13 protein-coding genes are annotated in these 13,287 nt (G+C 73.2%); 12 read left to right on the top strand and 1 reads right to left on the bottom strand.

The genetic code is table 11. The features are described 5' to 3' along the window. Positions 1-22 precede the first annotated feature (22 nt). From V7S47_RS01795 to V7S47_RS01770, 6 genes are read left to right on the top strand one after another with little or no spacing between them, the layout of a single operon-like run. Complete coding sequence (locus V7S47_RS01795) at positions 23-1,168, top strand: acyl-CoA dehydrogenase family protein (RefSeq protein ID WP_336559987.1); 1,146 nt, start codon at positions 23-25, stop codon at positions 1,166-1,168. Positions 1,169-1,180: 12 nt separating this feature from the next. Then, a complete protein-coding gene (locus V7S47_RS01790; protein WP_336559986.1) occupies positions 1,181-2,326 on the top strand; it encodes an acyl-CoA dehydrogenase family protein in 1,146 nt (381 codons plus the stop codon). A gap of 35 nt (positions 2,327-2,361) precedes the next feature. Beyond that, positions 2,362-3,315, top strand: coding sequence for a phosphatase PAP2 family protein (locus tag V7S47_RS01785; RefSeq protein ID WP_336559985.1), 954 nt, complete (start codon positions 2,362-2,364; stop codon positions 3,313-3,315). Between the two features lie 37 nt (positions 3,316-3,352). Beyond that, positions 3,353-4,504, top strand: a complete 1,152-nt coding sequence (locus V7S47_RS01780; protein WP_336559984.1) for an acyl-CoA dehydrogenase family protein — start codon at positions 3,353-3,355, stop codon at positions 4,502-4,504. Between the two features lie 23 nt (positions 4,505-4,527). Then, positions 4,528-5,478: an alpha/beta hydrolase gene (locus tag V7S47_RS01775; RefSeq protein WP_336559983.1), complete on the top strand. Its 951-nt coding sequence runs from the start codon at positions 4,528-4,530 to the stop codon at positions 5,476-5,478. A 22-nt stretch (positions 5,479-5,500) separates the two neighbouring features. After that, positions 5,501-6,223, top strand: coding sequence for a hypothetical protein (locus V7S47_RS01770; protein ID WP_336559982.1), 723 nt, complete (start codon positions 5,501-5,503; stop codon positions 6,221-6,223). Between the two features lie 12 nt (positions 6,224-6,235). Here V7S47_RS01770 and V7S47_RS01765 read toward each other — a convergent pair whose 3' ends face one another. Then, positions 6,236-7,447, bottom strand: a complete 1,212-nt coding sequence (locus V7S47_RS01765; protein ID WP_336559981.1) for a PucR family transcriptional regulator — start codon at positions 7,445-7,447, stop codon at positions 6,236-6,238. Between the two features lie 153 nt (positions 7,448-7,600). Between V7S47_RS01765 and V7S47_RS01760 the strand changes: the two genes are divergently transcribed. Genes V7S47_RS01760 through V7S47_RS01735 form a run of 6 tightly spaced genes read left to right on the top strand, consistent with a single transcriptional unit; the run spans position 7,601 to position 13,287 of the window. Further along, complete coding sequence (locus V7S47_RS01760) at positions 7,601-8,365, top strand: ABC transporter ATP-binding protein (RefSeq protein ID WP_336559980.1); 765 nt, start codon at positions 7,601-7,603, stop codon at positions 8,363-8,365. Continuing rightward, the gene (locus V7S47_RS01755) at positions 8,365-9,069 is read left to right on the top strand and encodes an ABC transporter ATP-binding protein (RefSeq protein ID WP_336559979.1); all 705 of its coding nucleotides are present in this window, start codon (positions 8,365-8,367) and stop codon (positions 9,067-9,069) included. The genes V7S47_RS01760 and V7S47_RS01755 overlap by 1 nt, the downstream gene beginning before the upstream one ends. 23 nt (positions 9,070-9,092) lie before the next feature. After that, the gene (locus V7S47_RS01750) at positions 9,093-9,971 is read left to right on the top strand and encodes a branched-chain amino acid ABC transporter permease (protein WP_336559978.1); all 879 of its coding nucleotides are present in this window, start codon (positions 9,093-9,095) and stop codon (positions 9,969-9,971) included. After that, a complete protein-coding gene (locus V7S47_RS01745) occupies positions 9,971-11,008 on the top strand; it encodes a branched-chain amino acid ABC transporter permease (protein ID WP_336559977.1) in 1,038 nt (345 codons plus the stop codon). The genes V7S47_RS01750 and V7S47_RS01745 overlap by 1 nt, the downstream gene beginning before the upstream one ends. Then, entirely contained in the window at positions 11,005-12,324 is a 1,320-nt protein-coding gene (locus tag V7S47_RS01740) for an ABC transporter substrate-binding protein (RefSeq protein ID WP_336559976.1), read from the top strand. The genes V7S47_RS01745 and V7S47_RS01740 overlap by 4 nt, the downstream gene beginning before the upstream one ends. 42 nt (positions 12,325-12,366) lie before the next feature. Next, a complete protein-coding gene (locus tag V7S47_RS01735; RefSeq protein WP_336559975.1) occupies positions 12,367-13,287 on the top strand; it encodes a hypothetical protein in 921 nt (306 codons plus the stop codon).

The following is a 13,287-nucleotide window of genomic DNA, read 5'->3' as shown; positions in this document are numbered from 1 at the left end:
ACACCCAGGGGAGGGGAGAAGCATGCAGCTGGAGCTGTCACCGGAGGACCAGGCGTTCCGCGAGGAGATGCGCGAGTTCTTCACGACGAAGTTCCCGCAGGAGATCCGCGACGCGGTCATCGCCGGGCGTGAGCTGACCAAGGACCAGATCGTCGAGAGCCAGCAGGTGCTCAACGCGGCCGGGCTCGCCGTACCCCACTGGCCCGAGGAGTACGGCGGCCGCGGCTGGTCCGACCTCCAGCGGCACCTGTGGAACGACGAGATGCAGGCGGCCGGCGTACCGCTGCCGCTGGCGTTCAACGCCAACATGATCGGCCCGGTCCTCGCGCACTTCGCGTCGAAGGAGATCAAAGACCGGTTCCTGCCACCGACGGCCAACCTCGACATCTGGTGGAGCCAGGGGTTCTCTGAGCCCGACGCCGGCTCCGACCTGGCCAGCCTGCGCACGACCGCGGTCCGCGACGGCGACGACTTCGTGGTCAACGGCCAGAAGACCTGGACCACGCTCGGCCAGTACGGCGACTGGATCTTCACCCTGGTCCGTACCGACCCGGAGGTGAAGAAGCAGGCCGGCATCTCGATGCTGCTGATCGACATGACCCTGCCCGGCGTCGAGGTCCGACCGATCGAGCTGATCGACGGCGGCTTCGAGGTCAACGAGGTCTGGTTCACCGACGTCCGGGTCCCCGCCGACCTGCTGGTCGGCGAGCTCAACGGCGGCTGGACGATCGCCAAGTTCCTGCTCGGCAACGAACGGGTCGGCGTCGCGCCGATCGGGACGACCAAGCGGGTGCTGGCCCAGGCCAAGCAGCTGGCCGGGAGCCAGCTGGAGGACCCGTTCACCCGGGCCCGGTTCGTCGAGCTCGAGAACGAGCTGCTCGCCCTGGAGCTGACCGCGCTGCGCGTGGTCGCGCACTCCGAGGGCGGCGAGCCGCACCCCGCCAGCTCGCTGCTGAAGCTGAAGGGCACCGAGATCCAGCAGGCCGTCAGCGAGCTGGTGCTCGACCTGGCCGGCCCGGCCGGCCTCGCGTCCGGCGGCGACAGCGGCGTCCCCGAGTGGGCCCGGCACGCGGCGCCGACGTACCTCAACCTCCGCAAGGCGTCGATCTACGGCGGGTCCAACGAGATCCAGCGCCAGATCATCGCCAAGACGATCCTCGGCCTCTGAGAGGGGACGGACATGGACTTCACGTTCGACGACGAGCAGGACGCCCTCCGAGACGCCACCCGTGGCCTGCTGAAGAAGGCGTACGGCGACTACGAGCAGCGCCGCAAGGCGGTCGCCGAGGACCCGGGCTTCAGCGAGAGGGTCTGGGGCCAGCTGGCCGAGATGGGCCTGCTCGGGCTGCCCTTCGCCGAGGACGACGGCGGCGTCGGTGCCGGACCGGTCGAGATCGGGATCGTCGCCCACGAGCTGGGCCGGGTGCTCGCGCCGGAGCCCTACCTCACCAGCGTCGTGCTGGCCGGTGGCCTCGTCTCCGCGGCCGGCACCCCCGAGCAGCGCCAGGAGGTGCTGGGCGCCCTGTCGGCCGGCGAGAGCGTGCTGGCCTTCGCCCACGACGAGGAGGGCAGCCGCTGGGCGCCCACCGCCACGGCCGTGACCGCCGCGCAGGACGGCGACGCCTGGACGCTGAGCGGCGTCAAGGAGCCGGTCCCCCACGGCGCCCGCGCCGACGTGCTCGTGGTCAGCGCCGCGCTGCCCGACGGCGGCACCGGCCTGTTCCTGGTCGACCCGGCGGGTCTCGAGCGCACCGCCTACCCGACGTACGACGGGGGCCGCGCGGCCCGGATCGTCCTCGACGCGACCGCCGCGACCCCGCTCGGCACCCCGGGCCAGGACCTCGAGGCGACCATCGCCACCATCCAGGACATCGGCCGGATCATGGCCGGTCACGAGGCGCTCGGCGCGATGGAGGTCGCGCTGGCCACCACCACGTCGTACCTCACGAGCAGGAAGCAGTTCGGGGTCACGCTCAACACCTTCCAGGCCCTGACCTTCCGAGCGGCCGACATGTACGTCTCGCTGGAGCTCGCCTCGAGCCTCGTGCAGTGGGCGACGATGGTGCTCGGCACCGGCGACCCGGCCCGCGCGGCCGACGCCGCCGCCCGCGCGGCCCTCCAGGTCAGCCGGGCGGCCCGCCACGTCGGCCAGGAGGCCATCCAGCTGCACGGCGGGATCGCGATGACGGCCGAGTACTCGGTGGGCAGCTACGCCGCCCGACTCTCGGCCCTCGACCACCTGCTCGGCGACGGTCAGCACCAGCTGTCCGTGCTCGCCGCGCGGGTGGAGGAGCACCCCGGGCTCGACCCGCTCGCCACCGCCTGACCGGGAACGTAGGGCGAACTCTTAGACTCCTCCGCATGGTGCAGCAGGCCGAGGAGCCGAACGACGTCCTCGCCGAGGAGGGCCGCCCCGTCCCGGCCCGCGGCACCCGCCGGAAGGCGCGGATCGCCGCGATGGTCGGCTACGCCGTCCTCCTCGGCATCTGGATCGACCTGCTCGGCATCCCCAACGACACCCTGCAGGTCTTCCTGTGGCTGTGGCTCGGGACGATCGCGTGGAACATCGAGGCGGAGCCGCGCTACCACCTGTACTTCCTGCGCGACTGGTGGCTGCCGGTCGTCGGCCTGGTCATCTACTTCTACAGCCGCGGCCTCACCGACGAGCTCGGGCTGCCCGTGCACATCACGATGCCGATCCGGTTCGACGAGTGGCTCGGCGGCGGGATCACCCCGACCGAGCGGCTCCAGGACGCGTGGTGCGGAGACCCGTGCCTGAAGACCACCGAGGCCCGGTGGTACGACCTGTTCTTCACCACCGTCTACGCCACGCACTTCCTGACCGGGCTGACCATCGCCGCGGTGCTGTGGGTGCGCAACCGGCGCGACTGGATGATGTGGATGCGGCGCTATGTCGGCATCAACTTCGGCGCACTGGTCATCTACATCGTCTACCCGATGGCGCCGCCGTGGATGGCCTCCGAGCAGGGCTACATGGGCGAGGTCACCCGGATCACCAGCCGCGGCTGGTCCGACATCGGCCTGGAGCGGATCGACCTGATCCTGCACGGTGTCGGCAACCCGGTCGCGGCGATGCCGTCGCTGCACGCCGGCATCTCCTTCCTCGTCGCGATGTACGCCGTCCAGCGGCTGCGCACCCCGTGGCGCTTCGCGCTGCTGCTCTACCCGCTGGCCATGTCCACGGCCCTCGTCTACTTCGCCGAGCACTACGTCATCGACGTGCTCGCGGGCGGCCTGCTGGCCTTCCTGGTGCTGGTCGCCGCGAACGCGTGGGAGCGCCGCCGGGCGGTCTAGCCGCCGTCGCCACCGCCCGGGGTGCAGGATGGCCCGCATGGACCTCGGACTCAGCGACGAGCAGGAGGCGTTCCGGGCACTGGCCCGTGACTTCCTCGACCGCGAGGCGGTGCCCCACCGCACCCGCTGGGACCGCGACGAGCAGGTCGACCTCGACATCGTCCCGAAGCTCGCCGAGATCGGCTTCTTCGGCCTCACCATCCCCGAGGAGTACGGCGGCCTCGGCGGCGACTACCTGACCTACGTGCTGGGGATGGAGGAGCTCGGCCGCGCCGACTCCGCCCTGCGCGGGATCGTGTCGGTCTCCAACGGCCTCGTCGGCAAGTCGGTCCTCGGCTTCGGGACCGAGGAGCAGAAGCAGCGTTGGTTGCCCGGGATCGCCGACGGGACGATCCTCGGCTGCTTCGGGCTCACCGAGCCCGACACCGGCTCCGACGCCGGCAACCTGACCTCCAAGGCCCGCCGCGACGGCGACGACTGGTTGATCAGCGGCCAGAAGCTGTTCATCACCAACGGCACCTGGGCCCACGTCGCCCTGGTCTTCGCCCGCACCGGCGGACCCGGCCCGAAGGGCGTCAGCGCGTTCCTGGTCCCGACCGACTCCCCCGGCTTCGAGGCCCGCGAGATCACCGGCAAGCTCGGTCTGCGCGGGCAGGCCACGGCCGAGCTCTTCCTCGCCGACGTCCGGGTCCCGGCCGACGCGCTGCTCGGCGAGGAGGGCCAGGGCTTCCGGATCGCCATGACCACCCTCGACAAGGGCCGGGTCTCCGTGGCCGCCGGCTGCGTGGGCATCGTCCAGGGCTGCCTGGAGACGACGGTCGAGTACGCCACGAGCCGCACCCAGTTCGGCCGCCCGATCGCCGGCTTCCAGCTGGTCCAGGACATGATCGCCGACATCTCCCTGGACGCCGATGCGGCCCGGCTGCTCGTCTGGCGGTGCGCCGACCTGATCGACCGCGGGCTGCCGTTCGGCGTGGCCGCGTCCAAGGCGAAGCTGTTCGCGTCCGAGGCCGCCGTACGCGCGGCCAACAACGCCATCCAGGTGCACGGCGGAGCCGGGTACGTCGACGAGTACCCCGCCCAGAAGTACCTCCGCGACGCGCGGGTGATGACCCTCTACGAGGGCACCAGCCAGATCCAGAAGCTGCTCATCGGCCGCGCCGAGACCGGCATCAGCGCGTTCGTCTGACCACGTCCGGAACAGGGAGAGACATGACCGAGCTCGACCCCCGCCTCGACCCCGAGATCGCCGGGCTGCTGGCCTTCCTGGCCGCGGCCGGCACCCCACCGATGAGCGAGGGCACCCCCGCCCAGGCCCGGCAGGGCTTCCGCACCCTGGCCGTCGACCTGCGCGACCCGGCCTCGGTCCCCGACGTGGCGTCGGTGGTCGACACGACGGTGCCCGGCGGGGCCGGCGACCGGCCGGCCCGGGTCTACCGGCCGGCGGAGGGCCCGCTGCCGACCGTGGTGCTGCTCCACGGCGGCGGCTGGGTGATCGGCGACCTGGACACCCACGACGTGATGGCCCGCAGCATCGCCACGCTGTGCGACTGCGTCGTGGTCTCGGTCGACTACCGGCTCGCGCCGGAGCACCCCTTCCCGGCCGCGGTCGACGACGCCCTCGCTGCCGCCCGCTGGGCGGCCGCCCATCTCGACGAGCTCGGCGGCACCGACCGGCTCGGCGTGGCCGGCGACAGCGCGGGCGGCAACCTGGCCGCGGTGGTGGCGCAGACGCTGCGCGACGAGGGGACGCCCCTGGCCGCCCAGCTGCTCGTCTACCCCGGCACCGACTTCACCGCCGACTTCCCGTCGCGCACCGAGAACGCCGAGGGTTACTTCCTCGACCAGGCCACGATGCTCTGGTTCGCCGCCCAGTACGTCGGCGACGCCGCCCCGGAGACGCTCGCCGACCCGCGGCTCTCCCCGCTGCACGGCCGCCTCGACGGGCTGGCCCCGGCCGTGGTGGCCGTCGCGCAGTTCGACCCGCTCCGCGACGAGGGGACGGCGTACGCCGAGGCGCTGCGCGGAGCCGGCGTCCAGGTCGAGCTGGCGTCGTTCGACGGGCTGATCCACGGCTTCGTCGACATGGGTCGCCACTCGAAGGCCGCCCAGGCCGCGGTCGAGGAGACCTGCCGGCTCTTCCGGGGCCTGCTGCACGGCTGAGAGGGTCCTCTAGGCTCGACGCGTGCGTCTGACTCGGAGCCTCCCCGCCGCCCTGCTGGTTCTCACGCTGCCGCTCGCCGGCTGCTCGGACGGGGACCCGGGCGACGACCCGTCGGCCGCGGGCTCGAGCAGCGCCGCCCCGTCCGAGCCGTCCGAGGAGCCCACGGATGAGCCCACGGACGAGCCGACCGACGAGCCCGCCTCCGGCGACGCCCAGCCGGTCGAGACCGACCAGGTGGCCTTCGAGGTGCCGGCCGACTGGGAGGTCGTCGATCCCGACGAGTTCACCGGCGACAAGGACGGCGGCGCCATCGAGGACGACCCCGCCGGCGGTGAGCTCACCGACCGGCTCGGCATCAGCGGCGACCAGCTGCTGCAGATGATGGGGCAGGCCGACGTGATCGTGCTGAGCGGCGCCGGCTCGGTCGACGGGTTCATCGACAACCTCAACGTCCTGCACTACCCCGGACCGCTGCCGAACACCCCGGAGCTGCAGTCCCAGCTCACCGAGCAGTACGCCAACCTGGGCGCCGACGACCCGCAGTTCAGCACCGCGCAGACCGGGGCCGGCGAGGCGGTGCTGGTCGAGTACGTCCTGCCGTTGCAGGGCCGGGAGGTCCAGGGCCGGGCGATCGCCGTCCAGAGCGGCTCGGACGTCGTCACGATCACCGTGTCCGCGCGCGACGCCGACCTCGCGACCCGGGTCGCCGAGCAGGTCGTGGCCAGCCTCAGCGCCGCCGGCTGACCCCGGGACCGCTCAGCCACGCCCCTTCGCGAGCAGGGCCAGGCCGAGCAGCATCTTGTCGCGAGGGTCGGCGAGGGTGCGGCCGGTGAGCTCCTCGATCTGGCGCAGCCGGTAGATCACGGTATTGCGGTGGCAGAACAGCTCGGCCGCCGCGTGCGTGGGTGAGCCGTCGTGGCGCAGCAGCGCCGCCAGCGTGTCGAGCAGTACGGCGGACTGCGCCTCCGGCTGCGCGAGCAACGGTCCGAGCGTCTCGGCGAGCAGGAGCGGCGCGACCTGCGGGCTCCCGGCGACCAGCACCTCGGGCAGCCGCTCGGTCACCGAGACCACCCGCTGCTCGCCCCGGGCCAGGGTCTCGGCGGCCCGGGTCGCCAGCTGGAACGCGGTCGGGAACCCTGCGAGCCCGTCGGGGCTCGCCGCGACCCCCATCCGGCCCGCGACGTGCGGCGCGAAGAGCTCGACGAGGCCGTGCTCGTCGGGCAGCTCGCCCGAGAGCAGGGCGTAGTAGACCCCCGACCGCACGTGCCACCGTGCCGGGATCCCGAGCCGGTCCAGCCGGTCCTCGGCCGGCGCGAGCGCGTCGCCCGGGTCGCTGCCGTCGTAGAGGACGACGACGCAGGCGACCGCGTCGTCGGGTCCGATGTCGAGGGCCGCCCGCGCCTCCTCGGCGTACTCCGGGTCCGCGCCACGGCCCTCCAGCAGCGCGTCGAGCACGCTCTGCTGGCGCTGCAGGTCCTGACGCTGGAGGCGGGCGCTCTCGCGACGGTAGGCGTCGATGAGGATGGCGTTCTGGACGTCGAGGTTGGACCAGACGGTCTTGGCGGCCCGGAGCAGGACGCCGTCGTCGACGTCCGGGGCCACGTCGGAGCGGGCCCGCGAGACCAGCGCCTCCCAGAGGATCCGGGCGCCGAGCGTGTAGGCGTTGAGCACCAGCTCCAGCGGCACCCCCTGCCGGGCGCGGCGTCTCCCGGTGTCGCGCCACAGGTCGACCGCGCTCTCGTGGTCGGTGGTGGCCTCGCCCGCCAGGATCTGCAGGCCCCGGCGGATGTGCTGGCGCGTCGAGGCGCGGACATCGGCCCGCAGCTCCGGACCGACCCGCTCGTAGATCTCGGCGTCGCGCTCGAAGAGCGTCAGCGTGATGCTGTCGGCGATCGCGTCGGACTGGTCGACCAGCAGCGTCCACGCGTGCCGGAGCTCGTCGTCCACCACGGCCGCCGCTCGACGCATGGGGGCACGTTCGCACTCCGTGCACAACCCTGGCCAGCCCTGGGCCGGATCTGCGGCGCCCGGACCAAGCATCTCTGGGCGCTGTGCCCAATGACCTCCCTGTGCGCTCCCACCAAGGTGGTGCAGGTCACAGCGCCCAACGGAGGAGCCAGGATGAAGGACGGACCCGAGCTCGCCCTCCGCGACGTGACCGTCACCTTCGGCGGGCTGACCGCCCTCGACGGGGTCGGGCTGGAGCTGCGGCCGCGCCAGGTGCACGGGGTGATCGGACCGAACGGCGCCGGCAAGACCACCCTCTTCAACGTCGCCTGCGGGTTCGTCTCGCCCGACCGCGGCCGGGTCGAGCGTCGCGGCGAGCCGCTGGACCGGCTCCGTCCCCACCGGCTCGCCGGGCTCGGGATGGCCCGCACTCTGCAGGGCCTCGGGCTGTTCGACCGGATGAGCGTGCTCGACAACGTGATGGTGGGCGCCGACCGGCACGCCCGCTCCGGCTTCCTCGGCGGCCTGCTCGGCCTGGCCACCCGGGACGAGCGCGCCCTGCGCGAGCGGGCGTACGACGCCCTCGCGCGGCTCGGGGTCGCCGACACGGCCGACCGCTACCCACCGGGCCTCCCCTACCCGTTGCGCAAACGGGTCGCCCTGGCCCGGGCGCTGGTCAGCGAGCCCGAGGTGCTGCTGCTCGACGAGCCGGCGAGCGGACTGGGCGCCGACGAGATGCGCGAGCTGGGCGACCTGGTCGTCGATCTCGGTCGGAGCTGCGCCGTACTCCTGGTCGAGCACCACATGGACCTGGTGATGCGGGTCTGCGACGAGATCACCGTCCTCGACTTCGGTCGGGTGATCGCCCACGGTCGCCCGGACGACGTCCGCGACGACCCGGCCGTGGTCGCCGCCTACCTCGGCGGCGAGGTGGCCTGATGCTCGCCGTCCGGGACCTGACGGCCGGCTACGGGCCGGTCACCGCGCTGCGCGGGGTGAGCTTCACCGCGGCGCGGGGCCGGATCACCGCCGTCCTGGGCGCCAACGGTGCCGGGAAGACCACGCTGCTCCGCACCGTGTCCGGCCTGCACCGCGCCCGGTCGGGCGGCGTCGAGCTCGACGGCCACCCGCTCGACCGCGTGCCCGCCGAGCGGATGCCCGCGCTGGGCCTGGCCCACGTGCCGGAGGGCCGGGGCGTGATCACCGAGCTCACCGTCGAGGAGAACCTCCGCCTCGGTGGCCTGGGCCGCGGCGGCCGGGTCGACCCGGCCGCGCTGGACCGGGCCTACGCCCTCTTCCCACCCCTCGCGGACCGGCGGGCAGCGCCCGCGGGGAGCCTGTCCGGCGGCGAGCGGCAGATGCTCGTCATCGGCCGCGCCCTGATGGCCGAGCCGGCCCTGCTCCTGCTCGACGAGCCGTCGCTGGGCCTGGCGCCGCGGGTCGTCGTCCAGATCTTCGAGCTGCTGCGCGACCTGGTCCGCGACGAGGGCCTGACCGTGCTGCTCGTCGAGCAGAACGCCCGCAGCGCCCTGTCGGTCGCCGACCGCGGCGTCGTCCTCAACCTCGGCGAGGTCGTCGCCGACGAGGACGCCGACGTGCTCGCCGCCGACGACCAGCTCCGCCACGCCTACCTCGGCTTCTGACCCGCGACCGGACCGGAGACCCCGTGCAGCAGCTCGTCAACACCGCCCTCGGCGGCCTCACCCTCGGCATGGTCTACGCCGCGTTCGCGCTGGCGCTCGTGCTGATCTGGCGCTCGACGCGGGTGGTGAACTTCGCCCAGGCACCGATGGCCATGGTCACGACGTTCGTCGCCCTGAGCGTGATCGAGGCCGGCCACTCCTACTGGCTGGGCTTCGCCGCGGCGCTGCTCAGCGGGCTGCTGCTCGGCGCGTTCCTGGAGCGGGTCGTCGTACGCCCGGTCGAGGGGAAGGCGGAGATCAACGCCGTGATCCTCACCCTCGGGCTGTTCATCGTGCTGCACGCCCTGGCCGCGGTGGTCTTCGGCAATCGGTTCCGGTCCTTCCCGGCGCCGTTCGGCATCCGCGGGATCGAGGTGGGCGACCGCACCATCGCGCTGACCGGCTTCGGGATCTTCACCGTTCTGGCCGTGATCGTGGTGATGATCCTCCTGGTCGCGCTCTTCCGGTTCACCGACGTCGGCCTGCGGATGCGCGCCGCCGCCCACAGCCCCGAGGTCGCCCGGATGCTCGGGGTCCGGGTCGGCCGGATGCTGACGCTGGGCTGGGCGCTGGCGTCCGTCGTCGGCTCGCTGGCCGGGCTGCTGATCGCCGGGGGCAGCCTGGTGCACCCCGGCTACATGGACTCCGTCGTGGTCTTCGGCTTCGTCGCGGCGGTCCTCGGCGGCCTCGACAGCCCGGTCGGCGCGGTGGTGGGCGGCCTGCTGCTCGGCCTGTCCCTCAGCTTCGTCAGCGGGTACGTCGGGTCGCAACTGGTCGCCCTCGCCGCCCTGGCGATCCTGATGCTGGTCCTCACCCTCCGACCCGGCGGCCTGTTCGCCCACACCCCGGCGAGGCGGGTGTGATGCGCCCTCGGCTCCCCGCCTCGTCGCTGGCGCGGCACCTGCTCCTCGCCGCCCTCGGCCTGGTCGTCGTGGTGCTGATCCTGCAGGGCGTCAGCGACTTCCGCCGCTTCCAGCTCGCGGAGCTGGCCTACCTCGGGACCGCCGCCGGAGGACTGACCGTGCTGACCGGGCTCAACGGCCAGATCTCGCTCGGGCACGGCGCCCTGATGGCCGTCGGCGCCTACGTCACCGCCCTGCTCCTCCCCGACCGCGGGGCGAGCACCCCGCTTCCGCTGGTGGTCCTGGCCGCGGTGGCGGTGACCGTCGTCGTCGGTGCGCTGGTGGGCGCCGCGGCCGCCCGGCTGCACGGCCCCTACCTCGCCGGCGCCACCCTCGCACTGGCCGTGGCCGTCCCGGGGATCGCGCTCTACTTCAAGGAGACGCTCGGCGGCGAGCAGGGCCTGCGCGTCTCGCTCCCGGACCCGCCGACCTGGGTGCTCGACGCGTCGTACTTCCTGACCGGGCAGGACCTCACCACCAGCGGGTACGTCGCACTCCTCGCCTGGACCGTCCTGCTGGTCACGTTCGTGATGCTGGCCAACCTCGCCCGCGGGCGGGTCGGCCGGCGCTGGCGGGCCGTGCGGGACGACGAGGTGGCCGCCGAGCTCGCCGGGATCGACCTCGGCCGGGCCCGGGTCTCCGCATTCGTGGTCAGCGCCGCCGCGGCCGGCGCCGCCGGCGCCGTCCTGGCCCTGACGGTCCGGCTCGCCGCGCCGAGCAGCTTCTCGCTGACCCTCAGCCTCACCCTGCTCGCGGCGGTCGTCCTGGGCGGTCTGGGGAGCCTGGCCGGCGCGCTCGCCGGCGCCGCCCTGCTCACCTTCCTGCCCCAGGTCGTCACCGACGCCGGCACCGGCCTCGGGCTCTCCGACATCCAGGCGGCCGAGCTCGCCCCCCTGGTCTACGGCCTGGTCATGGTCGCCGTCGTCCTGGTCGCCCCGACCGGCCTCGCCGGCACCGTCCGCTCCATCCTCACCACCTCGAAGGGAACCCCACGATGAGACAACTGAACCGGACGGCGGTGCCGTTGCTCGCGGTCACGCTCGTCCTCGCCGCGTGCGGCGCCGGCGGCCGGGACGAGGACGACGGCGACGGCTCGTCGACTCCTCAGCCGGGCGTCACCGACGACTCCGTCACCGTCGGCGCGCACTTCCCCCTGACCGGCGTGGCCGCCCCCGGCTACAGCGAGATCCCCACCGGCGCCCAGGCCTACTTCGACTTCGTCAACGCCGCGGGCGGGGTGCACGGCCGCGAGATCGAGTACGTCGTCAAGGACGACGCCTACAACCCGACCAACACCAGCAAGGTCACCAACGAGCTGGTGCTGCAGGACGAGATCTTCGCGATGGTCGGCGGGCTCGGCACGCCCACGCACAGCGCGGTGGTCGACTTCCTCAACGACGAGGGGGTGCCGGACCTGTTCGTGTCGTCCGGGTCGCTGCAGTGGGGCGACGACGTCGAGGCGGCGCCGTACACCTTCGGCTGGCAGCCGGACTACGAGATCGAGGGCAAGATCATCGGGCAGTACGTCGCCGAGAACCTCCCCGACGCCAAGGTCGGCCTCTTCCTCCAGGACGACGACTTCGGCGAGGACGCCGAGAAGGGCGTGCGGCAGTACGTCGACGACCAGATCGTCGGGGTCGAGCGCTACACCTCCGGCAACACCGACGTGGGCCCGCAGGTCGCCGGGCTGCAGGCGGCCGGCGCCGACCTGGTCCTGGCCTTCGACACCCCGTCGTACACCGCGCTGAGCCAGCTCACGGCGCTCAAGCTCGGCTACGAGCCGCAATGGTTCTACAGCAACGTCGGCTCCGACCCGCGCCTGGTGGGCGGGCTGCTGTCGGAGTTCTCCGAGGGGGCGGTGGAGCCGGGGGCGAACGCGCTCGACGGCGTGCTCAGCACGGAGTACATCCCCGGCGTCGACGCCCCCGACGACGCGTGGGTCCAGCTGTGGCAGCGGGTCTGGGACGAGCACGGCGGCGACGGCGAGCTGACCAACTACCGCATCTACGGCATGTCCCACGCCTACGCGTTCGTGCAGGCGCTCCAGGCCGCGGGCGAGGACCTCACCCGCGACGGGCTGGTCGAGGCGCTCGAGGGGCTGGGCGACCAGCCCGGGCCCCAGCTCGCCCCGTTCCGGTACTCCGCCGACAGCCACCTCGGCATCTCCGGCCTGCGGGTCGTCGAGCTGCGGGGCGGGGTCGGGGAGCCGAAGACGCCGGTCCTGGTCTCCGACATCGGCGACGCCGAGATCAGCGAGGACTCCTCCGACCAGGCCGAGGACGCACCCCCGGAGAGCGGCGTCCCGTCGGACTGAAAAGCCGAGCGCGTCGGGCCACCGGGCCGCCATGATCGGGGCATGGACGGCACCCGGTGGACCGACACGGCCTGGCTGACCGGGGCGCACGCCTGGATCGAGGAGCGGCTGACCGGCCTCGGGCTGACCCGCACCGGCGAGGTCGAGCAGCCGCACGTCGCGCCGTGGTCGACCGTGCTGCGGGTCCCGACCGACGCCGGCGCCGTCTTCTTCAAGGCCAACGACGACCTGCTCCGTCACGAGGCCGCGCTGGTCGGGCTGCTCGCCGCGCGGGCACCCGACCGGGTCCCACCGCTGCTGGCCGTCGACGTCGACCGCGGCTGGATGCTGATGGCCGACGCGGGTGAGACCCTGCGCGAGGTCGTCGCCCGCGAGCAGCGCCTGGACCGCTGGTACGACGCCCTCGACGCCGTCGCCCGGATCCAGCTCGCGGTCGAGGACGACGTCGAGGAGCTGCTCGCCCTCGGCGTGCCCGACCACCGGCTGGCCGGGATCCCGTTGGGCTACGCCCGGCTGATGGACGAGATCGACGCGGAGCCGCGCTTCCGCCGGGCCCAGGGGTACGTCGAGGAGCTGTGCGCCGAGCTCGCGTCGTACGGCGTCCCCGACACGATCCAGCACGACGACCTGCACGACGCGCAGGTGTTCGTGCAGGGTGACCGGCAGCGGGTGCTGGACTGGGGCGACGCCTGCGTCTCCCAGCCGTTCTGCGTGCTGTCGGTGGCCCTCGAGGGCGTGGTCGCCTGGGGCGTCGACGACGTGGAGGGCTCGGTCGACACGACGCCGTTCCGCGACGCCTACCTCGCCCCGTGGGCGGAGCGGCTGCCGGGCGTCGACCTGGCCGCGGCCGTCGTACCCGCCCTGCGGCTGGGGTGGGCGGTGCGTGCGGTCAACGGGCACGTGCCCGAGGATGGGGACCCGACGCTCGCGCGTCTGCGGATGTTCCTCGACGGACGGGTGTGA

Source organism: Nocardioides sp. CCNWLW216 (assembly GCF_037120545.1).
In the GTDB taxonomy this organism is placed as follows: Bacteria; Actinomycetota; Actinomycetes; order Propionibacteriales; family Nocardioidaceae; genus Nocardioides; species Nocardioides lianchengensis.
This window is presented reverse-complemented; position numbering and strand designations above follow the sequence as displayed.

Excerpts from the sequence above, each read along its gene's own strand:
- V7S47_RS01790 (WP_336559986.1), top strand. The coding sequence starts at position 1,181 with ATGGACTTCACGTTCGACGACGAGCAGGACGCCCTCCGAGACGCCACC.
- V7S47_RS01760 (WP_336559980.1), top strand. The coding sequence starts at position 7,601 with ATGAAGGACGGACCCGAGCTCGCCCTCCGCGACGTGACCGTCACCTTC.
- V7S47_RS01755 (WP_336559979.1), top strand. The coding sequence starts at position 8,365 with ATGCTCGCCGTCCGGGACCTGACGGCCGGCTACGGGCCGGTCACCGCG.
- V7S47_RS01740 (WP_336559976.1), top strand. The coding sequence starts at position 11,005 with ATGAGACAACTGAACCGGACGGCGGTGCCGTTGCTCGCGGTCACGCTC.
- V7S47_RS01780 (WP_336559984.1), top strand. The coding sequence starts at position 3,353 with ATGGACCTCGGACTCAGCGACGAGCAGGAGGCGTTCCGGGCACTGGCC.
- V7S47_RS01745 (WP_336559977.1), top strand. The coding sequence starts at position 9,971 with ATGCGCCCTCGGCTCCCCGCCTCGTCGCTGGCGCGGCACCTGCTCCTC.
- V7S47_RS01775 (WP_336559983.1), top strand. The coding sequence starts at position 4,528 with ATGACCGAGCTCGACCCCCGCCTCGACCCCGAGATCGCCGGGCTGCTG.
- V7S47_RS01735 (WP_336559975.1), top strand. The coding sequence starts at position 12,367 with ATGGACGGCACCCGGTGGACCGACACGGCCTGGCTGACCGGGGCGCAC.
- V7S47_RS01765 (WP_336559981.1), bottom strand. The coding sequence starts at position 7,447 with ATGCGTCGAGCGGCGGCCGTGGTGGACGACGAGCTCCGGCACGCGTGG.
- V7S47_RS01785 (WP_336559985.1), top strand. The coding sequence starts at position 2,362 with ATGGTGCAGCAGGCCGAGGAGCCGAACGACGTCCTCGCCGAGGAGGGC.
- V7S47_RS01795 (WP_336559987.1), top strand. The coding sequence starts at position 23 with ATGCAGCTGGAGCTGTCACCGGAGGACCAGGCGTTCCGCGAGGAGATG.